This is a genomic window from Mycobacterium haemophilum DSM 44634 (genome assembly GCF_000340435.2).
GTDB classification, from domain to species: domain Bacteria; phylum Actinomycetota; class Actinomycetes; order Mycobacteriales; family Mycobacteriaceae; genus Mycobacterium; species Mycobacterium haemophilum.
This window is the reverse complement of record NZ_CP011883.2, coordinates 391,519-418,506: the sequence shown is the minus strand read 5'-3', so window position 1 is coordinate 418,506 and position 26,988 is coordinate 391,519. Positions and strand designations below refer to the sequence as shown.

25 protein-coding genes and 1 tRNA gene are annotated in these 26,988 nt (G+C 64.1%); 12 read left to right on the top strand and 14 right to left on the bottom strand.

The window, feature by feature from the left end; all coding sequences use genetic code 11:
• The first annotated feature begins 79 nt into the window (after positions 1-79).
• The gene (locus B586_RS01930) at positions 80-2,734 is read left to right on the top strand and encodes a (Fe-S)-binding protein (protein ID WP_054878856.1); all 2,655 of its coding nucleotides are present in this window, start codon (positions 80-82) and stop codon (positions 2,732-2,734) included.
• 58 nt (positions 2,735-2,792) lie between these two features.
• Here B586_RS01930 and B586_RS01925 read toward each other — a convergent pair whose 3' ends face one another.
• Together B586_RS01925 and B586_RS01920 are read right to left on the bottom strand one after the other, a co-directional pair.
• The gene (locus tag B586_RS01925; RefSeq protein WP_047316863.1) at positions 2,793-3,116 is read right to left on the bottom strand and encodes a type II toxin-antitoxin system PemK/MazF family toxin; all 324 of its coding nucleotides are present in this window, start codon (positions 3,114-3,116) and stop codon (positions 2,793-2,795) included.
• Complete coding sequence (locus B586_RS01920; RefSeq protein ID WP_047316871.1) at positions 3,113-3,337, bottom strand: antitoxin MazE family protein; 225 nt, start codon at positions 3,335-3,337, stop codon at positions 3,113-3,115. The genes B586_RS01925 and B586_RS01920 overlap by 4 nt, the downstream gene beginning before the upstream one ends.
• A gap of 75 nt (positions 3,338-3,412) precedes the next feature.
• Here B586_RS01920 and B586_RS01915 point away from each other — a divergent pair, with 75 nt between their 5' ends.
• Complete coding sequence (locus tag B586_RS01915; protein ID WP_047316870.1) at positions 3,413-4,702, top strand: pyridoxal phosphate-dependent aminotransferase; 1,290 nt, start codon at positions 3,413-3,415, stop codon at positions 4,700-4,702.
• 138 nt (positions 4,703-4,840) lie between these two features.
• Here B586_RS01915 and rfbA read toward each other — a convergent pair whose 3' ends face one another.
• Genes rfbA through B586_RS01900 form a run of 3 tightly spaced genes read right to left on the bottom strand, consistent with a single transcriptional unit; the run spans position 4,841 to position 6,916 of the window.
• Entirely contained in the window at positions 4,841-5,707 is an 867-nt protein-coding gene (gene rfbA, locus B586_RS01910) for a glucose-1-phosphate thymidylyltransferase RfbA (protein ID WP_047316862.1), read from the bottom strand.
• Positions 5,708-5,736: 29 nt separating this feature from the next.
• On the bottom strand, positions 5,737-6,111 hold the full coding sequence (locus tag B586_RS01905) for a hypothetical protein (protein WP_047316869.1): 375 nt from the start codon (positions 6,109-6,111) through the stop codon (positions 5,737-5,739).
• A 49-nt stretch (positions 6,112-6,160) separates the two neighbouring features.
• A complete protein-coding gene (locus B586_RS01900; protein ID WP_054878857.1) occupies positions 6,161-6,916 on the bottom strand; it encodes a maleylpyruvate isomerase family mycothiol-dependent enzyme in 756 nt (251 codons plus the stop codon).
• 86 nt (positions 6,917-7,002) lie between these two features.
• Here B586_RS01900 and B586_RS22385 point away from each other — a divergent pair, with 86 nt between their 5' ends.
• A complete protein-coding gene (locus B586_RS22385) occupies positions 7,003-7,125 on the top strand; it encodes a hypothetical protein (protein ID WP_257720471.1) in 123 nt (40 codons plus the stop codon).
• Between the two features lie 34 nt (positions 7,126-7,159).
• Here the strand turns inward: B586_RS22385 and B586_RS01895 are convergent, their stop codons facing one another.
• The 5 genes from B586_RS01895 to B586_RS01875 all read right to left on the bottom strand — a co-directional run bounded on the left by B586_RS01895 (position 7,160) and on the right by B586_RS01875 (position 12,802).
• On the bottom strand, positions 7,160-8,488 hold the full coding sequence (locus B586_RS01895; RefSeq protein ID WP_047316860.1) for a UDP-glucose dehydrogenase family protein: 1,329 nt from the start codon (positions 8,486-8,488) through the stop codon (positions 7,160-7,162).
• A 99-nt stretch (positions 8,489-8,587) separates the two neighbouring features.
• Positions 8,588-9,934, bottom strand: a complete 1,347-nt coding sequence (locus B586_RS01890) for a DUF7159 family protein (protein ID WP_418001113.1) — start codon at positions 9,932-9,934, stop codon at positions 8,588-8,590.
• Positions 9,935-10,067: 133 nt separating this feature from the next.
• Entirely contained in the window at positions 10,068-11,252 is a 1,185-nt protein-coding gene (locus B586_RS01885; protein ID WP_082607477.1) for a DUF7159 family protein, read from the bottom strand.
• Between the two features lie 307 nt (positions 11,253-11,559).
• Complete coding sequence (dcd, locus tag B586_RS01880; protein ID WP_054878859.1) at positions 11,560-12,132, bottom strand: dCTP deaminase; 573 nt, start codon at positions 12,130-12,132, stop codon at positions 11,560-11,562.
• A 55-nt stretch (positions 12,133-12,187) separates the two neighbouring features.
• A complete protein-coding gene (locus B586_RS01875) occupies positions 12,188-12,802 on the bottom strand; it encodes a VldE C-terminal domain-containing protein (protein ID WP_054878860.1) in 615 nt (204 codons plus the stop codon).
• Between the two features lie 296 nt (positions 12,803-13,098).
• Between B586_RS01875 and B586_RS01870 the strand changes: the two genes are divergently transcribed.
• The 3 genes from B586_RS01870 to B586_RS01860 all read left to right on the top strand — a co-directional run bounded on the left by B586_RS01870 (position 13,099) and on the right by B586_RS01860 (position 14,872).
• Positions 13,099-13,172, top strand: a tRNA-Gly gene (locus B586_RS01870).
• A gap of 261 nt (positions 13,173-13,433) precedes the next feature.
• Positions 13,434-13,643 (top strand): helix-turn-helix domain-containing protein, encoded by a 210-nt coding sequence (locus B586_RS01865; RefSeq protein WP_047316745.1) that lies wholly within the window; start codon positions 13,434-13,436, stop codon positions 13,641-13,643.
• On the top strand, positions 13,640-14,872 hold the full coding sequence (locus tag B586_RS01860) for a type II toxin-antitoxin system HipA family toxin (RefSeq protein ID WP_054878861.1): 1,233 nt from the start codon (positions 13,640-13,642) through the stop codon (positions 14,870-14,872). Before B586_RS01865 ends, B586_RS01860 begins: the two co-directional genes overlap by 4 nt.
• Before the next feature lie 115 nt (positions 14,873-14,987).
• Here B586_RS01860 and B586_RS01855 read toward each other — a convergent pair whose 3' ends face one another.
• Entirely contained in the window at positions 14,988-15,623 is a 636-nt protein-coding gene (locus B586_RS01855) for a TetR/AcrR family transcriptional regulator (protein ID WP_231584658.1), read from the bottom strand.
• Between the two features lie 239 nt (positions 15,624-15,862).
• Between B586_RS01855 and B586_RS01850 the strand changes: the two genes are divergently transcribed.
• The 5 genes from B586_RS01850 to B586_RS01830 are packed head-to-tail and all read left to right on the top strand — an operon-like array spanning position 15,863 to position 22,103.
• Positions 15,863-16,660, top strand: coding sequence for an SDR family oxidoreductase (locus B586_RS01850; protein WP_054878862.1), 798 nt, complete (start codon positions 15,863-15,865; stop codon positions 16,658-16,660).
• On the top strand, positions 16,657-18,705 hold the full coding sequence (locus B586_RS01845; protein WP_054880768.1) for an acetate--CoA ligase family protein: 2,049 nt from the start codon (positions 16,657-16,659) through the stop codon (positions 18,703-18,705). Before B586_RS01850 ends, B586_RS01845 begins: the two co-directional genes overlap by 4 nt.
• A 32-nt stretch (positions 18,706-18,737) precedes the next feature.
• Positions 18,738-19,937: an acyl-CoA dehydrogenase family protein gene (locus B586_RS01840; protein ID WP_054878863.1), complete on the top strand. Its 1,200-nt coding sequence runs from the start codon at positions 18,738-18,740 to the stop codon at positions 19,935-19,937.
• 5 nt (positions 19,938-19,942) lie between these two features.
• Entirely contained in the window at positions 19,943-20,680 is a 738-nt protein-coding gene (locus B586_RS01835; protein ID WP_054878864.1) for an enoyl-CoA hydratase/isomerase family protein, read from the top strand.
• Between the two features lie 10 nt (positions 20,681-20,690).
• On the top strand, positions 20,691-22,103 hold the full coding sequence (locus B586_RS01830) for an MFS transporter (RefSeq protein WP_082607476.1): 1,413 nt from the start codon (positions 20,691-20,693) through the stop codon (positions 22,101-22,103).
• A gap of 39 nt (positions 22,104-22,142) precedes the next feature.
• Here B586_RS01830 and B586_RS01825 read toward each other — a convergent pair whose 3' ends face one another.
• Entirely contained in the window at positions 22,143-22,829 is a 687-nt protein-coding gene (locus B586_RS01825) for an esterase (protein WP_054880769.1), read from the bottom strand.
• 156 nt (positions 22,830-22,985) lie between these two features.
• On the bottom strand, positions 22,986-23,675 hold the full coding sequence (locus B586_RS01820) for a GAP family protein (protein ID WP_054878865.1): 690 nt from the start codon (positions 23,673-23,675) through the stop codon (positions 22,986-22,988).
• Positions 23,676-24,558: 883 nt separating this feature from the next.
• On the opposite strand from B586_RS01820, the gene B586_RS01815 reads away from it, so the two are divergent.
• On the top strand, positions 24,559-26,052 hold the full coding sequence (locus tag B586_RS01815; RefSeq protein WP_047315948.1) for a glycosyltransferase family 39 protein: 1,494 nt from the start codon (positions 24,559-24,561) through the stop codon (positions 26,050-26,052).
• Between the two features lie 3 nt (positions 26,053-26,055).
• Here the strand turns inward: B586_RS01815 and B586_RS01810 are convergent, their stop codons facing one another.
• The gene (locus B586_RS01810) at positions 26,056-26,889 is read right to left on the bottom strand and encodes a glycoside hydrolase family 16 protein (protein ID WP_054878866.1); all 834 of its coding nucleotides are present in this window, start codon (positions 26,887-26,889) and stop codon (positions 26,056-26,058) included.
• Between the last annotated feature and the right edge of the window lie 99 nt (positions 26,890-26,988).

Below are 26,988 nucleotides of genomic sequence, written 5' to 3'. Positions count from 1 at the left end.
GTACTGACATTGCCTGCTACTGAGATCGACTGGTCCGGTGCAGTAATGCCGAAGTAACTATGCATGGGAGATACCTTCTGTGACCACGCAGACGCTGATCAGAATGGTGCTGGGCCTGAGCATGACCGCGGTCGTACTGCTGTTCGCGGCACGGCGCGTCTTGTGGCTGTACAAGCTGATCATGTCCGGCCAACCGGCCAGCGGGCGCACCGACGAGCTAGGCACCCGCATCTGGACGCAAATCGCCGAGGTTTTCGGACAACGACGGCTGTTGCGGTGGTCACTGCCAGGTTTGGCGCACTTCTTCACCATGTGGGGCTTCTTCATCTTGCTTACGGTCTACATCGAGGCCTACGGCGTGCTGTTCCAGCCGAATTTCCACCTCCCGATCATCGGCCGCTGGAACGCGCTGGGCTTTCTGCAGGACTTCTTTGCACTGGCCGTGCTGACCGGCATCGTCACGTTCGCGATCATCCGCATGCGCAGCAAGCCAAAGGAATACGGCCGCAAGTCCCGCTTCTACGGCTCACACACCGGCGGTGCGTGGCTGATCCTGTTCATGATCTTCAACGTCATCTGGACGTATGCCATTTTCCGCGGGGCGTCGGTCAATGCGCTCGGCGACGAGTTCCCTTACGGCGGCGGCGCCTTCTTCTCGCACGCCATGGCCGCCCTGCTGCATCCGTTGGGTCAGGGCGCCAACGAGATCATCGAGACCGTTGCGCTGATGCTGCACATCGGCGTCATGCTGGCCTTCCTGCTGATTGTGCTGCACTCCAAGCACCTGCACATCTTCCTGGCGCCGATCAACGTCACCTTCAAGCGGCTGCCCGACGGGCTGGGCCCACTGCTGCCGATGGAATCGGGCGGTGAGCCGATCAACTTCGAAGATCCTAGCGAGGACGCGGTTTTCGGTCGCGGCAAGATCGAGGATTTCACTTGGAAGGCCATGCTCGACTTCGCCACCTGCACCGAGTGCGGGCGCTGCCAGTCGCAGTGTCCGGCCTGGAATACCGGCAAACCCTTGTCGCCCAAGCTCGTCATCATGGACCTGCGCGACCACTGGATGGCCAAGGCGCCCTACATCCTGGGGGAGAAACCTGCCGACGCGCTGCAGGGTCTCGACCTGGAGACCACCGCACAGGAGGGCCACCATGTGCCGGAATCCGGGTTCGGCCGGGTGCCCGGACACGGGCCCGAGCAGGCGGCCCGCCCGTTGGTCGGCACTGCCGAACAGGGCGGAGTCATCGATCCCGACGTGCTGTGGTCATGCGTGAGCTGCGGCGCCTGCGTCGAGCAGTGCCCAGTTGATATTGAGCACGTTGATCACATTATTGATATGCGGCGCTACCAAGTGATGATGGAGTCGGAGTTTCCCTCCGAGCTGTCCACGTTGTTCAAGAACCTAGAAACTAAGGGCAACCCGTGGGGGCAGAACGCCGGCGATCGGACCAACTGGATCGACGAGGTCGATTTCGACGTCCCGGTCTACGGGCAGGACGTTGACAGCTTCGACGGCTACGAATACCTGTTCTGGGTCGGCTGCGCCGGCGCCTATGACGACAAAGCCAAAAAGACCACCAAAGCCGTCGCCGAACTGCTGGCCATCGCCGGGGTGAAGTACCTGGTGCTGGGCACCGGCGAAAGCTGCAACGGCGACTCCGCGCGCCGCTCGGGCAACGAGTTCCTGTTCCAGCAGCTAGCCGCTCAGGCCGTCGAGACCTTGGACGGGCTGTTCGAGGGGGTAGAGACCGTCGACCGCAAGATCGTCGTCAGCTGCCCGCACTGCTTCAACACCATCGGCAAGGAATATCGGCAGCTGGGCGCCAACTACACTGTGCTGCACCACACCCAGTTGCTCAACCGGCTGGTGCGCGACAAAAAGCTGGTCCCGGTCACCCCGGTGTCTCAAGACATCACCTATCACGACCCGTGCTATCTGGGCCGGCACAACAAGGTGTACGAGGCACCGCGCGAGCTGATCGGGGCTGCGGGAGCCAACCTCACCGAGATGCCTCGGCACGCCGAGCGCAGCTTCTGCTGCGGCGCGGGCGGCGCGCGGATGTGGATGGAAGAGCACATCGGCAAGCGGATCAACCACGAACGCGTCGACGAGGCGCTGGCCACCAACGCCGCCACCATCGCGACCGCCTGCCCGTTCTGCCGAGTGATGGTCACCGACGGTGTCAATGACCGGCAAGAAGAAGCCGGCAGCGACCGGCCTCTTCCTGAGGTGCTTGATGTGGCCCAGGTGCTGCTCGGCTCGCTCGACTACGACAAGGCGACGCTGCCGGCGAAGGGCACGGCCGCCAAAGCGGCCGCCAAGGCTGGTTCCAAAGCGGGTCCCAAGGCTGCCGCGGCTGCCCCGACCGCACCCGCGAAAGAGCCCACCGAGGCACCCGCTGAGACACCGGCGCCGCAGCAGGTGACTCAGGCCGCGCCACCCGCCGCGCCGGCCAAGGGACTGGGCATCGCCGGCGGCGCCAAAAAGCCCGGCGCCAAAAAGGCGGCACCGCAAGCCCAGTCGCCCGCGGCGCCCGCCAAGGGGCTCGGGATGGCCGCCGGCGCCAAGCGACCCGGCGCGAAAAAGAGCCCTGCCCCAGCCGAAGCTGCCAGGCCCGCCGAGCCGGAACCGGAGCCGTCCGACCACGCCGATGGCGACCCGGCTCCGCCGACCGCGCCCGCCAAAGGGCTGGGCATCGCACGGAGCGCACGACCGCCGGGCAAGCGCTGACGACCGATTTGACGGTGTCAGGACGGCAGTCAGTCGGGCATGATGTGACGAGCAATCCTCAGGAGGCCAAGCCAAGGAACACCATGAGCGACCGTTCGATGTCTGCCATGAGCGTGGTGGACACGCGACCGACCCGCGCTCCGAGGTTTGAACGGCGGACTGTCGTGATCTTGTCGACCATGGCGAAGCTGGGCTCGGCGATGCCAGTTGTCGTCGGGACCGCGATTCGCGCTATTGCCACGCCAGCCACCGCTGTCGTGGTCAGCGGGATGACGACGACCGATTCCGTTGCGGTGAACAGGTCGTCCTGAACAATGATCGCCGGACGAGGCTTGGCCGCATAGACGCCCCCCGAAACGGTCCAGAGCTCGCCACGGTTCACTCGTCGTCATCCAGTGGGGCCAGATCGTCGGAGATCGCCTCAACAAAGTCCATGTCATCGCTGTGCCGGTCGGCTTCGGCCAGGGCTAATGCTACCCGGTGTGCCTCTTCGGCGAACCGTGGCGACCGGACGTCAGGCACCCACATTTGGACTGGGCGGTATCCGCGTTCGCGCATGCGTTGGCGGTATTCGCTGCCTCGCCGTGTCGATGTGCCACTCATACCGTCCATGTTGCATGAAACGCATGTTGCATGCAACGGTTCCAGCTTGCGCCAGACGCCTATCAGCAAATTGCGTTGGACAACAATGGCACCATGAGTGACGTGACTGCTCACCAGCTGCCCGTGCATACCCCTGGCCATCACCGGCAGCGTGCCTTCGCGCAGTCGTCCAAGCTCCAGGACGTCCTCTACGAAATCCGTGGCCCGGTGCACCAACATGCCGCACGGTTAGAAGCCGAAGGCCACCGCATCCTCAAACTCAATATCGGTAACCCAGCGCCGTTCGGGTTCGAGGCACCCGACGTGATCATGCGCGACATGATCCAGGCGTTGCCGTACGCGCAGGGGTACTCCGACTCCCAGGGCATCCTGCCCGCCCGTCGTGCGGTGGTTACCCGCTACGAGCTGGTCGACGGGTTCCCCCGATTCGATGTCGATGACGTCTATCTCGGCAACGGTGTCTCCGAGCTGATCACGATGACGCTGCAGGCCCTGTTAGACAACGGTGATCAGGTGTTGATCCCCTCGCCGGACTACCCGCTGTGGACGGCGTCGACCTCGCTGGCCGGTGGCACACCTGTGCATTACCTCTGCGACGAAACCCAAGGCTGGCAGCCAGATATCGCCGACGTGGAATCGAAAATCACCGAGCGCACCAAAGCGCTGGTCGTGATCAACCCCAACAACCCGACCGGCGCCGTCTATAGCCGCGAAATCCTTACCCAGATGGTCGATCTGGCGCGTAGGCATCAGCTGCTGCTGCTTGCCGACGAGATCTACGACAAGATCCTGTACGACGACGCCAAGCACATCAGCGTGGCCTCGATTGCGCCTGATCTGCTGTGCCTTACCTTCAACGGTCTGTCGAAGGCCTACCGGGTCGCCGGGTACCGGGCCGGCTGGTTGGCGATCACCGGACCCAAGGATCATGCTAGTAGCTTCATCGAGGGGATCAACCTGCTGGCGAATATGCGGTTGTGCCCGAATGTGCCTGCGCAGCACGCGATCCAGGTAGCCCTCGGTGGCCACCAGAGCATCGAAGATCTGGTGCTTCCGGGCGGCCGGCTGCTCGAGCAGCGCGACGTCGCCTGGGCCAAACTCAACGAGATCCCGGGGGTGTCATGCGTCAAACCCGCGGGTGCGCTGTATGTCTTTCCCCGGCTGGACCCGGAAGTCTATGACATCGTCGACGACGAGCAACTGGTCCTTGATCTGCTGCTACAGGAGAAGATCCTGGTCACCCAGGGCAGCGGATTCAATTGGCCGGCACCGGATCATCTGCGCTTGGTGACGCTGCCATGGTCTCGTGACTTGGCGGCCGCGATCGACCGGCTGGGTAACTTCCTGGTCAGCTACCGGCAATAAGAGCTGCGCCGGGGACGGCGTCCACTAACGCAAGCGATCGACCATAAGATGGTCGGATTGACGACCGCGACACTTAAACTGTTGCAGCGACACGCCGAGCGGATGCGCAGAGGTTGCAATTTCGGTGCGTGGCCGAAATCAACGCCGTTCCAACAGTTCCGACAGGTAACGGCCATACCCCGACTTAGCCAAGCTGTGCGCGCGCAGGGCGAGTTGTTCGTCGTCGATCCAGCCCATCCGCCACGCCACTTCCTCAGGAATGCTGACCTTCAAGCCCTGCCGACGTTCCAGTGTGCGGACAAAGTCGCTGGCGTCCAGCAGCGAGTCGAAAGTCCCGGTGTCAAGCCACGCCGTCCCGCGAGCCAGCACCTCGACCGCCAGCCGGCCCTGGTTGAGGTAGGTCTGATTGACCTCAGTGATCTCATACTCGCCCCGCGCCGATTTGGTTAAGCCCCGGGCAATTTCGACCACGTCATTGTCATAGAAATACAAGCCCGGCACTGCGTACTGAGATTTCGGTGTGGCGGGTTTCTCCTCTAACGAGAGCGCTATGCCGTCGGCGCCAAACTCGACGACACCGTAGGCCGACGGATTGGCCACCCAGTAGGCGAAAATGGCTCCGCCGCTGACAGATTGGAAACGGCTCAGACTGGTCCCCAGCCCGGGGCCGTAGAAAATATTGTCCCCCAACACCAATGCCACTGTGTCGGTGCCGATGTGATGAGCACCAATGACGAATGCCTGCGCCAGACCGTCGGGGTGATCCTGTGTCGCGTAGCTGATGTTGACGCCAAATTGCATGCCGTCGCCTAAGAGCCGCTGAAACCCGGGTGCGTCGTGAGCGGTGGTGATCACCAGGATGTCGCGGATGCCGGCCATCATCAGCGTGGACAGCGGATAGTAGATCATCGGTTTGTCGTAGACCGGCAGCAGCTGCTTGCTGATGCCCATCGTGATTGGGTACAGCCGTGTGCCCGAGCCGCCGGCCAAGATAATCCCCCGCATGGGTGGCTCCTAACGCTTTCTATCGACCGCTAATTGACGAAGTCAGCTTCGGTGAGGTCGGTGGCTGCTAGCGCCGATGCCAGGTCCTCGTGCCGGAACACCGACGTCACGTGATCGTGGACCACCCGAAAGGCCGATGCGGCGGTGGTGATGGCGCCGGAGTCTTCCGGACTGCTGATCTTCTGTTCGACGACGACGACGCCCTGGCGCACGTACATCCGGCCCAGCTCCGCCGTGGTCTTGACGGACGTGGCCCACCGGCGCAGCGCCGCGTGGCCCTGGGCGGCTCCGTGCGCGTCGCCGATGTCGATGTCGTCGCTGGACAAGACCACCAGGGTCTCGAGGTCCGCGACGTTGAGGGCGTCGTGCCACGCCAAAACGGTGGCGATCTCCGATGTGGTCATGGTCTGCAAACTACCGTGTGGGCTGAGCATCCAACATCGTCGGCCGACGCTAAAGCGGCGTGCGGTCCAGCCAGTTTTGCCACACGACGTCGTCGCCGTAGATCTCGATACTGGTAGCGGCAACGGAAACTCGGCGCACCATCGCCAGCAACAGCTCGGTGGCGCCACCGCGTAGCGCCACGGTGCCCTTGCCGTGCTGGTGCGACCAGGTGATCCCGGCTTCAGAAACACCGATCGTCCATTCGCCGGATTCACCCAGATCGGGATCGGTGGCGTGTAAGTGCAGGACGTTGCCTGCCTCAAGCGGCAGTGCTGCCCCGTCGCTCCCGGCCTGAATCGCGATACGCTCCAGCCATTCGGTGATCCCGTCAGCCGCCACCACGGGTGGCAGGGTGAAGCCACCCCCGACCGTGAGAGCGGCGTCGGCCCGGTGCACTGCGACCTCATGTAGCCGACGCCGGATCCACCAATTCGCCGGGCGCGGCCCGAGGAATGTCCATACCGGTGTTTGCGCACCAGACTGCTCGACGGCCTCGACCAACCGCTGCGCGCCACCGTGCAGCCAGGAGACGGCATCGGCGGGATCCGGTGGCGGCTTGCCACCTTCGACGCTGTGGGGATCGAGGAAGTGGTCGAGTCGTTCCCTGACGATCTGCGCGGCCCAGCGGTCACCGCGGCCGACGTGGCGGACCAGTTGCCTAAGGCTCCAACCCGGGCACGTCGGCACCGGGCTGGATTCGTCGGCATCACGGATAAGGTTCGAAAAGGCGCGGTTCTGCTCGAGGAATGCGGCCGCGTAGTCCACCTGGCCAGGTTACCCGGCGGTCACAACCGATTGAACCGCCGCGACTGGCCGCTGGCGTTATCCAGCAGCAGCGGACAGCATGTTTTGTGCCCAATGCCCTCGGTCCCTGCCTCAACGTCAACGGCGGCGTGGCTAACCCTGGGACTCCGGTGATCGCCTACCACTGCATCGCCGATGTCGCCGACGAGCAGTGGGACAGTGTTGCGTGACCCCCTCGGCAACGAGCCCTCGATGCCGGCCGCGTCACGAGGGCCGACGCGCGCCGAGCCTGAATACCCGCCAACCTGCCTGCTGCCAACGGGCGACGTCCAGGCAATTACGGCCGTCGACGATGACCCGGGCCCGCACGTGGTCGGCTAAGTCGGCGGGGTCGAGGTCGATAAACTCCGGCCACTCGGTCAGCACCAAGACCGCATCCGCATCCTCGCAGGCCTCCACCACGGAAACCGCGTAGTTCAGCGTGGGGAATTGGCGACGCGCGTTGTCCAGGGCCTTGGGGTCGTACACGTTCACCGCGCCACCGTTGAGCTGCAGCTGACCCGCGACGTTGAGCGCGGGCGAGTCGCGCACATCGTCGGATCCGGGTTTAAACGCCGCGCCGAGCACGGCGATGTTGGCCCCGAGCAGCGAGCCACCGCAAGCGGTGGTGGCCAGCTCGACCATCCGGGTGCGTCGGCGCATGTTGATGCTGTCCACTTCACGCAGAAACGTCAGCGCCTGATTGGCTCCCAGCTCCCCGGCGCGGGCCATAAAGGCGCGGATGTCCTTGGGCAGACAACCACCGCCGAATCCCAAACCCGCATTGAGACATTGGCGTCCAATCCGCGAATCGTATCCGAGCGCATCGGCGAGCAGGGCGACGTCGGCACCGGCGGCTTCGCACACCTCGGAGACCGCGTTGATGAACGAAATCTTGGTTGCCAGAAACGCATTAGCAGACACCTTCACCAACTCCGCGGTCTGCAGATCGGTCACCAAGAATGGCACACCAGCACCCAGCAGCGGCGCGTACAGCTCGCGAACAGCCGCCTCGGCGCGCACCGAATCCTGCTGTACGCCAAGCACAATGCGGTCCGGCTTCAAGGTGTCGTGCACCGCGAAGCCTTCACGCAGAAACTCCGGATTCCAGGCAATTTCGATGTCGACTCCCCGGGTTGCCAGGGCAGCGGCCCGCCGGCCCAACTCGGCTGCGGTGCCCACCGGGACCGTCGACTTGCCGACGAGTATCGATGAACTCGTCAACCGAGGCACCAGCGCGTCGATGACAGCGTGGACATAGCGCAAGTCGGCACCGTATCCACCCTTCTTTTGTGGCGTGCCAACCCCGAGGAAATGCACATCGGCGAACTCGGCCGCCACGTCGTAATCGGTGGTGAACCGAAGACGTCCCGCGGCGAGATTGTCGATCAGCAGCTTGCGCAGACCGGGTTCGTAGAACGGAATGTCGCCCCCGGCGAGCTTGGCGACTTTACCCGGGTCGATATCGACCCCGACGACGTCGTGTCCCAGTTCCGCCATCCCGACGGCATGGGTGGCACCCAGATAGCCCGTCCCGAACACGGTGCATCGCATATACCTGTGTGTAGGTGGCCGCGATGAGCTAACTGCATCGCGGCGCTGAGCGCCAGGCAAACGGCAGGTGACAGGTGGTCTAGCGAGGAATTTGCCGAACTACAGGCCGGGGATACCGGGGATATCGAACCCACCGCGGCCCCCGCCCGGGAACCCGCCGCCGTGCCCCCTACCCGGGAACCCGCCGCCATGACCGCCACCCGGGAACCCGCCGTGGCCCGGCGCCATCGGGGGACCGAGGATCGGCGGTAATGCCGGTACCGGAACTGGCACGGGAATGGGCGCCGCCGGTACTGGGGCAGGGGCAGGCGCCGCCGGTACCGGCACGGGAGCCGGAGCGTGAACCTGAACAGGCGCCGGAGCGGGAACCGGAGCAGGCGCCGGGGCGGGAGCTGCCGGTGTCGGCTGCTGGGTAGGGGCCACCATCTGCTGGCCGGGATCGGGCCGCACACCGACCGTCGGTCGAATGCTGATCGCAAGTGAAACGACCAGCGCTGCCACACCGACGACGAAGACCGCCGCCAACGCGCTACCGAGCAACGTGAACGACCTCCGCTCACCGCGATCTACTAGGCGGGTCGAAGCGGTCAGCCCGTCGGTGTAGGCATCGACCGACTCGTCGGAGACAGCACTGTAGGCGAGAGCGCCTGCACCCGCGTCCACGCCGGCGGGGACGTCGACATAACCGGGGGCAAGTACACACCGGTTTACGCCGCCGGTGCCTGGATCCTGCGCATAAGCCCGGGCCGCGGTGGACGACCAGAACAGCGGTGCGTGCGCCGATGCCAGCGCCGCTCCCCGCGCGAGCGCCGTATCGGGCTCCTCGGCCGCGGTCAACGGCAGCGTCGTCGCTGCCTCCAGCGCGGGCTTGATCAGCGGGATGTCGATGCCAGAGCCGACGACGAACACCGCGTCCGGGCACGTCTTGAGCGCTTCCACCCCGGAAACCATCGTGGCCAATTCGGCGACCGCCGAGTCGTCGTCCTCGGGTAGAGCTTGCCGTTGAATGTCGGCGATGGACCCGTCAGCGGTATCGACAACCGCCAAGGTCGCTGCATCTGGCTCAATGAACAACAATGCGGTGTGCGCGTAGTTGGTTTGGTTGCCAACCGCATGCGTCAGCGCAGCCGCGGCTAGAAACGCCGAGACCAACATGACGTTCTCGATCTTGTGCGCGACCAGCGCGTCACGCAGCGCCGCAGCTTCGACGGGGTCCGTCCAGGTAACTCCAGTCGACGTCAGCTGATAGCCGCCCGCCACCGCACCCTCCCGGGTCCCCAGGATCGCCGAGAGCACCTGGTCAGCCGCGCTGACCGATGCCATATCGCCGTCAGCGCTGACGTCGAAATTGTCTTCATCTATGGTGGCGCCGTTGCCGTTTTCGCCTTCAACCAGAACCATCTGGACTGACGTCGGCGCCATCGACACACCAAGCACGGTGTCCAAAGCTCCTCCAATAGTTTGGCGAGCTAGTTACCTCCACAGACGATCGTCCTCGCCGTGGGCCCCTGGCATTCCCGTATTGCCGCAGTTTACCTGCGTTCCGGCGACCGGGGCCTCACGCAAAGGTCCCCCAGTGTTACGGCCAGAGGCCCCGCCCTAGGCGGCGATGGCCCCAGCCAGGGTGTTCGCGCGGGCGCAACGGCGGCTCTTCTTGCGGAGGACGAGTCCAGATCGGCGCCGCCGGTGCGGGCGCTATCGGCGGCGCCTCAGTCACCGGAGCGGGCACGGCTGAGGGAGGGGCGGGCACTTCGATTTTCGACGCCGGCGCCTGACTGGCCGGGACGACGACGTTCTTGCTAAGACTGGACCGCTGTTCGGCATGCGGCCGGATTCCGAGCGCCAGTACCAGCGCCAATGCCACCGCCCCCGCAACGACGACGGCCAACGCGCTCATGGCGAAGACAAAACGGTTGCGGCTGCGCCAGTCGTCGTGCCTGGCGCCGTAGTCAAGGTAGCCGTCGTCCTGCTGATCCGGAACCGCGCTGTACGCGAGCTCGCCCACCCCTAGGTCGGCGAGCGCATCCACATTTAGCCACGCGGTAGGGGGATCCTGCGCAGCGGCCATCACGATTGTGGGCGGCGCTCCCAACGACGCATTCGCCGACGCCAGCGCCGCCCCACGCGCCAACGCCATCTCCGGCTCCTCAGGTACGGTCACCGACAGCGATGTCGACGCTTCCACCGCGGGCTTGAGCAGCGCGATGTCTACGCCAGAACCGACCAGGAACAAGCTCTCCGGGCGAGCTTCCATCGCTGCAACACCAGAGACCATCGCGGCCAGCTCAGCCACCACCGCGTCGCCGGCCTCGGGCAGCGGCCGCCGACGCACATCGGCGATCGCCCCGTCGGAACTGTCGACGACAGCCAGCGTCGCGGTGGTCGGCTCAACAAACAGCAGCGCGGTGCGGGCGCAATTGGTTGCGCTGCCGACCGCCTGAGCCAGCGCGGCGGCCGCCACAAACACCGAGACCAGCATGACGTTCTCGACCTTGTGGACGGCCAGGGCATCACGCAGCGCCGCGGCCTCAATGGGATCCGTCCAGGTCACCCCACTCGATTGCACGTGGTAGCCGCTCTCGGCCGCACTTTCCCGAGTCCCGAGGATGGCCGCGACCACCTGATCCGCCGTGGTAGCCGCGGCCGATTCGGGAGCGACTTCGAAGTTGTCCTGGTCAACCGTGACCCCGCCAGCGCTTTCACCTTCCACCAGGACCATGCGAACTGTCGTTGGTGCCATAGACACACCAAGCACAATGTCCACCGCACCTCCAAGTCCTCAAAACCGGTTTGCTGTACTACCCGATGTCCGCTGCACAACGCGATGTTCTGGCTAGGCGAGCACAGAGTTCGTTGCCACAGCATCGCGAGGCGTCATCATCCGGAATTAGCTAGATTTTATAGAATCCTGGCGGTTTACCAAACCAGTGTTTGGGCGCCGGCCAGCTCGGGGCTGTGAGCTCGCTGCTGCGGGCTGGCTTACCTGTGACCGAAACCGCCCGAAGCCGCCACCACCGGCGAACCGGCGGGACGAGCAAGGTCACTGCCGGTACTCAGCCAGAACGTAGCGGTCAAGTAGTTCTTATGAAATTCTCGTAGCTCCGGGATGGCGTCGGCCCCCGTTGACCCTGGTATTTCGACCCCACGCTCGCACTGCCATAGGGATGTTCCGCCGGACTGGTCAAGCGCAAAATGCACAGCTGACCGATCTTCATGCCCGGCCACAGGGTGATCGGCAGATTAGCGACATTGGACAGTTCGAGCGTGATGTGGCCGGAGAAGCCGGGATCAATGAAGCCCGCGGTCGAGTGCGTCAACAGACCCAGCCGGCCCAACGATGACTTGCCTTCCAGCCGTCCCGCCAGATCCTCGGGCAGGCTGAAGAACTCCAGCGTGGAGCCAAGCACGAATTCACCCGGATGCAGCACAAACGGTTCCCCGTCAACCGGTTGGACCAGGCTTGTCAGCTCATCCTGTTGCCGCGCGGGGTCGATGTGGGTGTAGCGGGTGTTGTTGAACACGCGGAACATGCAGTCAAGGCGAACATCAATGCTGGACGGCTGCACCAGGGCGTCGTCGAACGGGTCGATGCCCAACCGGCCGGCGGTGATTTCGGCCCTGAGGTCACGATCAGAGAGCAGCACCCGATGAGCGTATCTGCCGCTGAGTGCGTTCGATTCGGGTCACCGGCTCCACGCCTTAGCGAAGGTAGTTTTCCCGACCCGTGGGGTATCCGCCCCCCGTCGTGGTGACGTGGACGTGGTCATAGTGGCCGAACCCCGTCGCTTGTGCGCCACCGGGTGTGTAGTACACGCCGCGCCAAATCACATCTTGCATCCCAAATCGGGTTGCGTTGTCGAACACGAAGCCGACAATCGCATTTCCCAGCGCGACGCCCTCGGCGGTGCCGGCGTTAGGAACCATCACATCGATCGCAAAGCCCTCCGGATGCCATCTCAACGAATCCGGTCGCACACCACCGATTTCATGTATCGCGGGGAAAGCCGCGCTGATGGCGCGCGCCGCCAAGATGGTCTTGACCTGTAGGCCCTGCTCCGGTGCGACCCCAGCAGGCAAAAACCGAGCGTGATTGTCGACCCGCCACCTCGATGCCCGAGCGTGCTGGCCCGCGTCGAGACCCCCAGCCACCGCGCTCCCGGGCAGGCCCGCGGGCGCAGCTGCTGCCACGATTTGCAGGCAGCACGCCGGAACGTCGGCCACACCCGGCTTAGCGTTGTTGCGGGCAGCGAGGGAATGAACATCTCCCGCCGCTGCTAAGAGCACGGCAGCCGGGGCGAGGACTGCAGCCAGCATCAGTGACGACTTTCGTCGGTTCCTGGGCAATTTATGGCAAACCACGGAGAGCACTTTACGAGATCACGAAAGAATAAACATCCCCCGGTCAAAATCTGGCATTGACCCGTCTACCAGGACGAACGAGTTAATCGGCTGGTGCCAGAGAAAATTACCCACGCTTTCACGTCGGCGCTGCAACATTTCGGCGTCCAAGCCGGCCAAGTCGGAAAGGGCGCCTTGAGGTCACGCTCAGTGAGCAGCAGGGAGCCTATCGGCCGGCGCGATGGCGGATGCTAGCCTTTCGGAGCAACCGCGCCGATGTAGTTCAATGGCAGAACATCAGCTTCCCAAGCTGAATACGCGGGTTCGATTCCCGTCATCGGCTCCAGTCTGACCAGGTCAGACTTGAGCGTAGAGACGCTCGGCGGCTCGCGTGGTCGCAGCGGATCAGATCTTAAGCGCGATAATCCAAGCATAAGATTCGCCAAGGCCCGTTCACTGGCCCAGCATCAGCTTATGCTTGCCTTTCGAAGCATAAGCCGGTCCAGATCTCCTCAGAGAGCGTAGCATTGTTTTATGCTTGCTTTTCCGAGCATAAGGGAGGGACATGGCCAGGCCGCGCAGGACGAGACCGCACCCCGACATTTCTATGCCTGAAACAGCACGCATCGGGCGCGTCTTTGCAGACCGCCGCATCGACCTGCGCTTGACGCAACAGACACTTGCAGATCTGGCCGGCGTCTCCCGCTCAAGCGTTCAGTCACTCGAGCGCGGTGACGGGTCGATCAAATTTGGCTCTGTCGCCGAGATCGCGAACATACTCGGCATGCAGATACAAGTGGGCGCCAAGACCGAATGACGACGCCTGCCCGTTCGGACCTACGCGAAATAACCCACGCCGACGTCTACATCAACAATCACCTTGCCGGGTCCATGGTTCGCCGGACCGACGACTCCATCAGCTTCGACTACGTCGATAACGAACGCGTCACCGAAGCACGTGTTCGTGACCAGTCGGTCTCTTGGTCGCTGCTTCGAACGGGAGACCACGACCCGGTAATCACCACGGGTGGTGCCGTAGCCCCGTTCTTCGCCGGACTCCTCCCGGAAGGAGTCCGACTCGGCGTTGTCATGTCCTCCACAAAGACATCGGCAGACGATCACCTCACCCTACTGCTCGCGATAGGCGCTGACACGATCGGCAACATCCGGGTGTTGCCCGCCGGGGTCCAACCCACTGAGCAGCTTCCCATGTTTCAGCCTCAGCGCGACAACGACTTTCATGCGGTCTACAAAAAGCTGACGGGATCGGTCGATGCTGACCCGGTGGGCTTAGCGGGTGTCCAGCCGAAAGTCAGCGCCGCGACATGGTCAACGCCGACTCAAACGACGTCGGGCCCGGCGATCCTCAAGCTCAACCCCGTTGACTATCCGTTAATCATCGAGAACGAACACTTCTTTATGGGTATGGCCGCAGCCTGCGGTCTACGGGTTGCAACGACTTCGCTTATCCACGACGCCACCGGTCACAGTGCGCTACTGGTCACCCGGTTCGACCGCGATGGATCGAACCGGATAGCGCAAGAAGACGCATGCCAGATTGCGGGCGTGTACCCGGCGTCGAAATACCGAATAAAAACCGAGACCGCGATCACTGTACTTGCAGACGCATGCGGTCGCGGTGGCGGGTCCCGGGCAATCGCTGTCTTGGAACTCCTCAAAGTTGTTGTCTTCTCATGGATTATCGGCAACGGCGACCTCCATGGCAAGAACTTGTCCATATACAATCCAGGAGGAGTGTGGCAACCCACGCCTGCGTATGACCTGCTTAGTACTCAGCCCTATAAAGCCTGGAAAGATCCAATGGCCCTCAATTTTTACGGTCGGGCCAACCGACTCACGCGTACGAACTTCGTCGACGCCGCTACTCGCCTCGGCCTACGAGAACGCGCCACCGCAGGAATGATCGATGAGATCATCGAGGCTGCCCAAAGCTGGCCGGATCGGTGCCAAGAAATCGGTTTCGATGATCGACGAACCGAGCTACTCGCAGAAATGCTGCGCACACGCATCAAAAGCTTGGAGTAGCCAGACCCGGTCTCGATGCAGCATTGCGGATTTTCTATTTGTCCTCGATTCCCAAGCTGACTACGCGGGTTCGTTTCCCGTCATCGGCTCCACATCTCGCACGAAACCGGCACGGTCACTGGCGGGCGATCAGCTCGTCTCGCACGAACTGCACGAGGATTTCTTTCATCGCGGAGACGGACATGCTCAACGCCCCGGTCAGCACCTTGATCGCGGCACCATCCGTCAACGCGGTGAGGCGATGAGCCATCATCTCGGGGTCGACGTCGCCACGAAAGATACCCTGCCGTTGCCCGCGCTGAACGATGCGCACCATCGTCTCGTGCCACCGCGCATAGTAGGTGTTGTGGATGGACCGTAGTTCTGGCCGGATCGTCGCCTCTGCCCAAAACTGCATCCAAATCGACCACTCATCGCGGACCGCGCCGACCCGCGGAAGCTGCATGTCGATGAGCTTCAGTAACCGCTGATGAGCATTGTCGATCTTCTTCAGCTCCTGGCTTTGCCGATCGAAAGCGCGGTCGACCGCGTGACGCAGAGCCCGGGTCAGCACTTCGCTCTTGCCCGGGAAGTAGTAGTGCACCGCACCGGTGCTGGTGTTGACCATCGCGGCAATGTCCGAGACGCGCACCGCGTGATAGCCGCGTTCAGCGATCAGCTCGGCAGCGGCGTCCAGGATGGCGGTGCGCTTGTCGTCTTCGCCGAAATGGCTCACCACTCCTAAGCCCTTCGCGTCTGACTCAATGACCACATGGCATTAATCTAACGCACTAGTCAGATACGGCCAGATGCGTCTCGGGCAGCGCATTTGGACCAGATCGCCGGCGGTCAGCAGCAAGTACCTGCCGAAGCAGCGGACTAGTACAACCGATCTGGAGGCAGGTCCCTTGCCGGATGGCCGGTGAGCCACTGTAAAACTGATGCGTCAGTCAGACATGGCGAGGGGGCTCGTTGATACAGGTCGAAACTCCCGACGGTGGCGCCGGGCAAGTGCTACGCCCCGACGTTCACCGCGGCGCGGTAGCCCTGGTGACCGGCGGCGGAACGGGGATCGGACGCGCTGTCGCGCTGGACCTGGCCCGCAGCGGCGCCGACATCGTCATTGCCGGGCGGCGTCTCGAGCCGCTGCAGAAAACTGCCGCCGAGATAGCAGCGATCGGCTCACGCGCCCTAGCGCTGTCCATCGACATTCGCGAAGACGACCAAGTCGCATCGATGGTGGACCAGTCACTTGAGCACTTCGGCCGTATCGACATCCTTGTCAACAACGCCGGCGGACAATTCACCGCCCCCGCCGAAGAGATCACCAGCAAAGGTTGGCGGGCCGTGCACCGCCTCGCCGTCGACGGCACCTGGTCGGTGACGCGCGAGGTTGCTGTCCGCGCCATGATCCCGCAGCACGCTGGAGTGGTGTTCTTCATGGCGTTCTCGCCGCGGCGCGGAATTCCGTCGATGGTGCACGCCAGCTCGGCGCGGGCAGCGCTGGAAAATCTGGCATCCGGGCTCGCCCTGGAATGGAGCCGCTACGGCATCCGCAGCATCTGCATCGCGCCTGGCACCCTCGCCACCGAGGGCATGCAGCAGAACTACACCGCCGAGGACCGCGCCCAGTGGGAGGCAGCGGTTCCACTCGGGCGGTTGGGCACCGCCGCAGACGTCTCCGGGGTGATCGCCTTCCTCGCCTCGCGAGCCGCGCGCTACATCACCGGCACCACCATCGTCGTCGACGGCGGCGCCGACGCATGGGGCACCGGCCATCCCGCGCCGCCCCTGCAGGTGCAGCCATGACCCGCGACCTCACCGCGCTGTTCGACCCGAAAAGCGTTGCGGTACTTGGTGCAAGCAATGACGAGACAAAGTACGGCAACTGGCTGAGTGTGCAGGCGATGCGCATGAGCGACACCCGGACGGTCCACCTGGTCAACCATCGCGGCGAATCGATTCTGGGCAGGCCCGCGCTCCGCAGCCTCGCCGAGCTCAACGAGCCGGTGGACCTGGTGGTCGTGACCGTCCCCGCGCACGGTTTCGAAGCGGCCGTCGACGACGCCCTCGCGGCCGGTGCCCGCGCGATCGTGGGTATTACCGCAGGGTTCGCCGAGCTCGGCGCCGACGGCCGAGCCCTTCAGGACAGCATTGTCGAACGGGTCCGAGCCGCCGGCGCGATGCTGCTTGGGCCGAATTGCCTGGGGGTACTTGACTCCAGCACCGCGCTCACCCTCGCGTCAAACCCGTTGCCGCCCGGGCGGATTGCGCTCCTCTCCCAGAGCGGAAACATGGCGCTGGAGCTCAGCGGTTTCCTCACGGCACGCGGCCACGGATTCTCCCGCTTTGTCTCACTCGGCAATCAGGCCGACCTGGGTGCGGCGGACCTCATCGGATCCTGCGTCGACCATCCCGACACCGATCTCATCGCCGTCTATTGCGAGGATTTCGGCGACGGCCGCGCCTTCGTCGCGGCGGCCACGGCGGCGGTCCAGGCCGGCAAACCGGTACTGCTGCTCGCCGTCGGCGGCAGCGCGGCGTCGATCCGAGGGGCGCAATCGCACACCGGCGCGTTAACGTCCGACGCCGCCGTCATTGACGCGGCCTGCCACGCCGCCGGCATCCATCGCGTCGCCAGCCCCCGCCAGCTGGCCGACACCGCAGCCACGCTGCTGAGCTACGGTCGGCACGCCGTGCACCGGGTGGGGGTGATCGCCGACGGCGGCGGTCACGCGGGACTGGCCTGCGACGTGGTCGAGGCCGCCGGGTTGTCCGTGCCCCAGTTTGCCGCCGAGCTCAGCACCGTAGTGCGGTCGCTACTGCCACCGTCGGCGGGCGTGACCAACCCCGTCGATCTGGCCGGGGCGGGCGAACAAGACATCACCTCCTTCGTCTCGGTTCTCGACGCGGTGCTGGACAGCCCGGACATCGACTCGGTGTTGATCACGGGCTACTTCGGCGGGTACGGCGACTACGGCGAGGGCCTGTTCCGCGCGGAGCTCGACGTCGCCGCCCGGATGGCGAATGTTGCTCACGCGCACGGCAAACCGGTCGTCGTGCACACCATGCGCGGTGCAAGCAAGGCCGCGCGCGTCCTCTCCGACGCCGGTGTTCCGGTGTTCGCAGCGGTCGAAGACGCCGCCATGACCCTTGCCGTGCTCGATCGCGCCACCGCACCCAGGCCGTTGCAGGCCCTACCGGCAAGGCCAGAGCAGCCGGTGACCGGTTCAAGCTATTGGGATGCGCGCGAACTGGTCCGTGCGGCGGGCGTCGCGTTTCCCCGCGCTCGACTGGTCCGCGACGCCGACGAGGCGCACGCCGCGGCGGGCGAACTCGGTTATCCCGTCGCGCTCAAGGCGATGAGGCTGCTGCACAAATCCGACTCGGGCGGCGTCGCTCTCGGCCTGGCCACCGACGAGGAGCTGGCTGCGGCGCTGAGCCGGATGCAGGACACGCTGGATCCCCCAGGCTACTGCGTCGAATCGATGGCCGACGTGCGCAACGGCGTCGAACTGATCATCGGCGTCCAACGTGACCCGCGGTTCGGGCCCGTCGCCATGGTCGGCGTCGGCGGCATCTACACCGAGGTGCTCGCCGACGTCGCGTTCGCGCTGGCTCCAGTCGACTTCGATACTGCTCGCGGATTGCTCGAAAACCTAAGGGCCGCTGCACTATTACGCGGAGTTCGCGGCCGCCCGCCCGTTGACCTTGCCGCCGCCGGCGCCGCCATCGCGGCGATCACGGCTACCGCCGTCGCGCATCCCGAGATCGCTGAACTCGAAATCAATCCGCTGCTGGTAACCCCTGACGGTGCACTCGGTCTCGACGCCCGCATGGTACTCGGGGCCTAGTCCCCACCCCATCCGAAAGGAACTGCATAACCATGGACTTCGCCTATAGCCCACGGCTAGCCGAGCTCAAGGAGCGGGCGCGTGCCCTGACCGAGAAGATCATCTCGTTCGAGGACGAGTGCGAGCGCAACAACGGGCTCAGCCCCGAGGCGCACGCCTCGATCAAAGCCTCGGTCCTCGATGCCGGCCTGCAGGCCATCAACACGCCGACCGAGTTCGGCGGCGCGGGGCTGACCGTGCTCGAGCAGGTCGTTGTGCAGGACGAGCTCGGCAAACTGACCAACGCGCTGTGGGACACCGTGTGGCGGCCGGCTAACCCGCTCGCGCACGCGACGCCCGAGCAGCGTGAGCGCTACCTCATCCCGAGTGCACGCGGCCATCGGCGCGACGCCGTTGCGATCTCAGAAGCCACTGCGGGATCGGATTTCTCGGCCGCGAAGACCACCGCGACCCTCGACGGGACGGGTGGCTATGTGATCAATGGGGAGAAGTGGTTCGTCACCGTCGGCGACGCTGCGGATTACCTCATCGTGCTCGCCTATGTCGAACCAGAGCACGCGCCCACCTTGTTCCTCGTCGATGTGGAAACCCCCGGTGTAAAGATCACCAACCTTCCCCGCTACACCCACACCTTCGTCTACGAGCACCCCGAATTCACCTTCAGCGACGCGCACGTCGGGCCCGAGGCGGTGCTCGGCGGCGTCGGCGCCGGACTCCAACTGACCCGTGACTGGTTCACCGAGGAGCGACTAATGATCGGCGCCAGGACCATCGGTGCCGCCGAGCGGGCTCTCACGCTCGCTGTCGACTGGGCCCGGGAGCGGATGCACGGCGGCGAGCCGCTGATCAACCGGCAACTGATCCAGGGAATGATCGCCGACTCCGTCGTCGACATCACCACTAACCGCGCCTACACCCACCAGGTGGCCTGGGAGTTCGATCAGGCCGACCCGAACGACAGCAACCAGCGAAAGCTATTGCACGCCAAGGCTTCAACGGTGAAACTGGCAGCGTCGGAGGCGTCCAATCGGGTCGTCGACCGCGCCGTGCAGATCTTCGGCGGCCGGGGCTACATGCGCAACTATCCCGTCGAGCGGCTGTGGCGCGAACTGCGGGTCGACCGGATCTGGGAGGGCACCTCCGAGATCCAGCGCCTCGTCATCGCGAACGAGGCACAAAAGCGTGGCCTGGAAAATCTGCTGTCTTTCCCGTACCAGGCCGAAGGGAACTAGCCCTGATGCCGACCGACGACACCGGAACCGTCGAAGTCACCCGCGAGGACGAGGTTGCGGTGGTCACGCTGCGACACGAGCGCAAGAAAAACGCGCTGTCCACGCACCTGGAGGACGAGCTGCTGCGCGCGCTGGGCAGCAGCGAGGTCGAATCCAGCCGAGCCGTGGTCATCACCGGCGGAAACACCGTGTTTTCGGCCGGCGCCGACGTCATCGAACTGCGCGAAATGACGCCGCAGGCGACTTCCGATTATTACCGAGCATCCGGTTCGGTGTACCAGCTGTTTGCCGAACTCCGGCAGCCGACCATCGCCGCGATCACCGGCTACTGCCTGGGCGGCGGGCTCGAGTTGGCGCTCGCGGCCGACATCCGGATCGCTGACCCTGCAGCGGTTTTCGGATTCCCCGAAATCGGAATCGGCATCCTGCCTTCCTCGGGCGGCATCACCCGGCTCGCCCGGATGCTCGGCACCGGACGCACCCGCGACCTGATATTGCGCGGCAAGCGATTCGACGCGCGACAGGCCGAACAGTGGGGCATCCTCACCGAGATCACCGCACCCGGTGAGCATGTGAAGCAGGCAACCGCCATCGCGCGTGAGCTCGCCGTGCATTCGCCGTTGGCGCTGAGCATTACCAAGCAGGTGCTGGACGTAAGCCTTGACGCGCCAAGGGAAGCCGCGCTGCTGCTCGAGCAGCTAGCCTATTCCGTCCTCAACAACGCCGCCGACCGGAACTTGTAGCGAACACGAGATGAACCCAGTCGACGTGATGGATGTGCCGGCCAAGCGCGGCTTCCGCACCAGGCTCCTGATCGCCTGCTGCGGCGGACCGTTCCTCGACGGCTACGTGATGAGCATCATCGGTGTGGCGTTGCCCGGGGTTGCCAAGCAACTCAATCCGACGGCCACCGAATCGGGGCTCATCGGGGCGGCGTCACTGATCGGAATGTTCCTTGGCGCCAGCGTCTTTGGCTTTCTCACCGATCGCATTGGGCGCGAGAAGATGTACGCCCTCGACCTGGTTGTGTTGGTGATGGGCTGCGCCCTGTCGGTGTTCGTGACTGCCCCGTGGCAGCTGATCGTGCTGCGCTTCGTTATCGGTGCCGCCATTGGCGCAGACTATCCGATCGCGACGTCACTGCTGACCGAGTTCACGCCCTCGCAGAATCGCGGTTTCACGGTCGGCATGTCGGCGGTCGCCTGGTCGGCAGGTGCCGTCTTCGCCTACATCGTCGGCGCGTTGTTCATTGACATGGCAGGTGACAACGCCCACTGGCGGCTGCTGCTCGCCACCAGCGCGGCGCTCGGCATGATCGTCATCCTGCTCCGGCGCGGAATCCCGGAGTCGCCGCGCTGGCTGGTGCAGACCGGCCGGTTCGCCGACGCCGAAGCGGTCATCAAGAAGGTCTATGGCATCACGGTCGATGTGAGCTTCGTGCGGACCGACGACGCTCCCGAAAAGCCGAAGGTCGACCTGCGGGGGTACTTTCGCGGCGAGTACCTGCGCCGGCTAACCATGTGCAGCGCGCTGTACCTGGCTGTCGTCACGCCGCTTTACGCGTTGCTCACCTTCCTGCCCACGATCTTGTCTGGCTTCGCAATTTCGGGAGACGGGCCGGCGGGTTTGATGGTCGAGACCAGCATCATCGGCCTCATCGTTGCGGGGTCGATCCTCGCGCTGTACTTGGTCGAGCGGTGCGGACGGCGCCCGGTGGCGGTGTCTCCGTTGGGCATCATGGTGATTCCGCTGGCCGGCCTGTGGTTGTGGGCAGGCGGCCGGTTGTGGTTTATCGTCGCCATGTTCTGCATCTATGCGTTCGTGTCCGGCGGCCCGAGCATCCTGGTGTGGATCTACCCGAACGAACTGTTCCCGACCGAGTTCCGGGCGACGGCCGTCGGCATCGCGATCTCGGTCAGCCGGGTTGGAGCCGCGACCGGAACGTACCTGCTGCCGCTGAGCATCGCCACCCTCGGCGCCGGTACGACCATGCTGTTCGGCGCGATCCTCACCGCGGCGGCGTTCGTTATCTGCCTGTTCATGGCGCCCGAGACCAAGGGCAAGTCACTGGAAGAAATCTCGAGCAGCCACCAACGACACCACCGGTTGGATCTGCCCTGCGCGTCGGAGTCGCGCAGGGCAGCCAACTCCCCGAGCGCAACCTGACGCCCACCCAACAGCCAGGCCACGGCCGGTGCTTGCGGATTAAGCCAGCATGGGGTCGACCACGGAACGCGGCACCACTGCCTGGGTGGCGCCGACCGCGGCGGGCAGCAGCTGACCCTGGCTGAAGAAGAAAATCAACCCGTCATTGGTGATAGCGAAATTCTGGTAATTGGCGGGGTCTAAGCCCACATCCGGCGCTATCGCCACCGGCTGGCCCGTCTGCTTCTGCAGCTCAGCCTGCACGATAGGAAAGACCGCCGGCAGCGGATCGGTGTCGGGCTTCCACAACGTGGTGTAGGTGATCGGCTTGCGGTAGCCCTGGTCCCAATTGAACGCCTTGTAGCTGGTTTGGGGCGGCGCGTCGCCGACCGTCTGGTAGATCTTGAGCACCAGGGACTGCGTGCCGCGCGGCGGTACCGCTGACCCGTAGGGGGCCGAGGTGATATCCAGCTCGTTGGGCACGTCGCGGGGCGGGGCCGACTTGGCCGCATTGACGAATCCGTCACGCGTTTGGGCGACGTAGTCTTGCAGCGCCTTCTGGTCGGGGTAGAAGCTTGGCAAGCTGATGTCGATCTTGTAGGCCGGATCCGTGATCTGAATCTGGCACACCTGCCCAGCAATGACGCCTTTAAGCTCGTCGCAGAAGGTCTTGGGCGCTGCCGCGGCGACACCGGGACAGCCGAACAGAACGCTCGCCGCGACAAATACGGCCACCGTGATGCGCATGTCGAGATCCTCTTTGGTGCGGGTATCCGAGTCGACGACACACACTAGGCCATCGCGCTGCCGACCCCGATCAGGGGGGCGGGCGATCTCGTCATCGGTGCCCTGGCACGGGCGGGCCGATCCCGTCCGATCACCTCAACCTCGTCCTGGACGGGGTCACAGCGCATGAAGTCCGTTGTAGAGCACCATGACGCCGATCACCATCAAGATCGCCGCCAGCAAAGCAGCATGGTTGTGCTCCATCCACTCTTTGAGCCGCGCCAGCGCACCATCGAGGCGGTGACCGGCACCCGCGTAGGCCAATACCGGGATCGCGACCGTTGACGCGGCGACAACGACGAAGCAGGCGGCAACGACCCACGCACCCACGACACCAAGTCCGCCGGCGCCGATGGCCAATCCGGCCGCCGCGCAAATGACCAGCACCTCAACTCTGACCACCACCAGCACTGCCCCTGTTACCGCGGCCCGCACCGGGCTGATGGCGGCAAACACGCGCATCCAAGCCGGCGACTCGGTGCGACCATGCCGAGTCAGCCAACGCAGCACGCCGACCATGATCAGCGCCGACCCGAGGACCACGCGCAGCCAGGACGCCCACGTTGGCGGGGACTTATGCAATCCCCCCAGCGCGCCGGACGCCGCGACGAACAGCGCCGTCAGTGCCGCTAGACCCAACAGCCAGCCACCAAGAAACGCCAGGCTGCTGCACCGCGGCCGCGGCGCCTGTAAGACCAGTACCGCCGGGATGATCGACAGCGGCGAGAGCGCGATAACCAACGCGAGCGGAATGAGCCCGGTCAGCACGGAACCCCAGCTTTCTGACACGAGCAGCAATCTTCGCATTGCAGCGCGGCGTGACTCAATGCGCCTCGCGTGCGATGATCCGGCGTTGTGAGGCAGGCGGCACCCGCCGACACCGCCGCGGCGTCATTTTGCACGCCTTTTTCACCTCGCTGGCGCTCCGCTGGTAACCGATCCCGGACCGCTCCGCGGCGGATCCGCGTTCCCCCACGCCCTAGATGCGCTGTTCACCGAAACGCACCGGCGCGGACTGAAAAGCCTTGGTGAGCTGTATGACTCAGTGCGTGATTGTGGCATGCATTTTCCACGGCCATCTCAACAAGAACGATCGTCCGGGAAGCGGCGAAGTAATTCCTGGGCTCAGGCACCATGCCGCCTGACCATAGGGTGCTTCAGGTTGACGACCTCGACACTGTAGCTACCGTGACGACACGCCGAGAGAAGGTCCACGCCACTTACAGTTTCGATGCTTGAAGGATCGCCATGGCCCACGTGCGATCATTGCTCCTCAGGAGCCCTGTAGCCCTGGAGCCAGAAGGAGGCCGACTTCGTCGTCGTCGTCGACGACCCGAGCCGCACGCCGGCGCTTGACGCCGCGGTAACCTACGGCGCGCGATCAGATGACGCCACCATGGCCTCTAGATCGTCAGGTGGCAACAGACCACCTTGTCCCTCAATATGATTCGCGTACGCCGCGCGCAGTTGCCCAGGAGGTGACACGGTGTCAAGTACCTCTTTGGGCTACCTGGTGCGAACAGGTTGGCTTCTGGCACCATAGCGATGTGTTCATCGGGGAGTTGTGTCGAGTGATCGCAACGCGCAATGCGGCGCGCCGGGCGATTCGGTGAGCGCCCCGGCGGCTGGCGAGTCACGACGTCACCGGGGCGTACTTCGCCGCGACCGACTCGCACCGCCACCAGCTGCGCTGGACCCGCTGATCGTTGGATTGTTGGCCGCCGCAGTGAGTCTGGCCAGCGCCGGTCGTCCATCTTTTTGGTACGACGAGGCCGCGACCATTTCGGCTTCATACGGTCGTTCGCTGGGCCAATTATGGCGCATGCTAAGCAATGTCGACGTCGTTCACGGCCTGTACTACGTGCTGATGCACGGCTGGTTGCAAATCTTCCCGGCCACCGAGTTCTGGTCCCGCGTGCCAAGTGGTCTGGCTGTTGGAGGCACCGCAGCCGGAGTAGTGGTGCTGGGCAGGCAGTTTTCTTCTCGTACTGCGGCGGTGGCCGCTGGAGTCATCTGCGCGATCTTGCCGCGGTCGACGTGGGCAGGCATCGAAGCTCGCCCGTATGCCGTTTCGATGATGGCCGGCGTGTGGCTGACAGTACTGCTCGGATATGCCGCGCGCCGTGACAACGTTCGGGTCTGGCTGTTTTATGGCTGCGCCCTAACGATATCGATTCTGCTTGATGTGTACCTCGTGCTGTTGTTGTTGGCGCATGCCGTATTTATCGGCGCCTTCCGGCGCACGCGAACCGTCCTAGCGCGGTTCGCTATTACGTCGGTTCTGACGGGTTGCGCTGTGATGCCGTTTTTGTTCGAAGCCATCGGGCAAGTGCAGCAGATCAGCTGGATTGCACCAATCGGGCACCGGACGCTCGAAGATGTGGCGGTACAACAATATTTCGAACGAAGTCCCGCGTTTGCGGTTCTGTCGGCACTGGTCATAGGCGCCGCTATTGTCTTGTGGCTGTTCACATCCGCACAACTGGTTACCGCAGATCGACAACTGCTGACCCTTGCGGTGGCCTGGCTTGTCATCCCGACCGCGCTGATCCTGTTGTGGTCGGCGGCTGTCCACCCGATCTACACACCCCGCTACTTGTCCTTCACCGCACCGGCACTAGCACTAGTCGTGGGTATCTGCATCGGCTGCATCGCCGCCGTGGCCGCAAAGCCTTGGATAGCGGCAGCTCTTATCAGCCTTTTCGCTCTGACCGCAGTACCGAATTACCTTCTTGCGCAGCGCAACCCGTATGCCAAATACGGAATGGATTACAGTCAAGTGGCCGATCTGATCAGCACGGCAGCAGCACCAGGTGATTGCCTACTGGTGAACGACACAGTGACGTTCATGCCTGCTCCAATGCGCCCATTGATGGCGGCGCGTCCTGATGCCTACCGGAAGCTGATCGACCTCACCCTTTGGCAACGAGCGACGGACCGCAACGACGTCTTCGACACCAATCTCATACCAGACGTTGTCGCCGAGCCGTTAAGCCACTGCGGCGTCGTGTGGATCATCACCCAAGCAGACACCTCGCAGCCGGCCCATGAACAAGATTCGGCGCTGCCGCCCGGTCCGCGCTACGGAGCAACCTCGGCCTTCGCGGTTCCGCACAACCTAGGCTTCCGGCTAGTCGAGCGCTGGCAGTTCAACCTGGTCCAGGTGATCAAAGCGACGAAGTAGCCACTACCAGATGCGTATGTAGTCGATAAGCATGGCCGCCGGGAAGGTACCTAGGGCTGGATCGCCGGCGCCAACGCCACCGACCGCCAGCGTGAACATAGGAGTCATCCAATAACCGGGATTGTTGAACGGCCAACGCATGTCGTCAGGAGCGCCGCCATGGACGTGGATGGGCTTCGGCGGAACACTAAAGTACGGTGCCCCGTCTCGCGAGAAGACAAAACCCTGCTCATCCCAACGCATTCGCCAGGTATGCCAGCCGCCGTCGACCAGACCGGGAATCGATTTTCCTTCCCAGGTTTTCCCGTTTGACGCCGCGTGAACCGTGGTGCCCGGCGGCCACTCGCCGTTGCCGTACCACTCGAAAAGGTCGACCTCGCCGTCCGGCAGCGGATCCTCGTTGACCCCCCAGAACGAGGGCCACAGGCCGGGAAACAAACAGTCCAGCTTGATCCGCGCTTCCCAGGTTTGGTTGATCATGCTGCGAAAGTTGCCACGCAGTTTGGCACCGTAGTAGGTGCCGAATTCTTGGGTGGCGCACAGGACGAGGTTGGAATTGCCGTCGAGGAATACATTTCGGCGATCGTCCCGGTATAGCCCCGCGACCGGCGGGAACACGTCGTCCTGCCAGGTCTGCACCGTCCACTTGGCCGGATCGGGACCTGCGCCCGCCGGGCCGTCAAACTCGTCGGAGAAAATGTAGGGCCCACCCGCGGTAGCTGCCGGTGCCGCCGGCGGAGCCGGGTAGGCCTCGGCCTCCGGGACACCAACGGCGGCTGCGGCCGCGGCCGCCAACATGCCGATCCCCGTTGTCAACAACATGCTGCGACGATCCACCTTAAATACCACCAATCGTTAAAGAGCCGGGGCCTTCGTCTTGGCGCGTTCCCCCCCAGGCAACTTTCGCAAACGCTGCTATGAAACCACGCGTCGGGT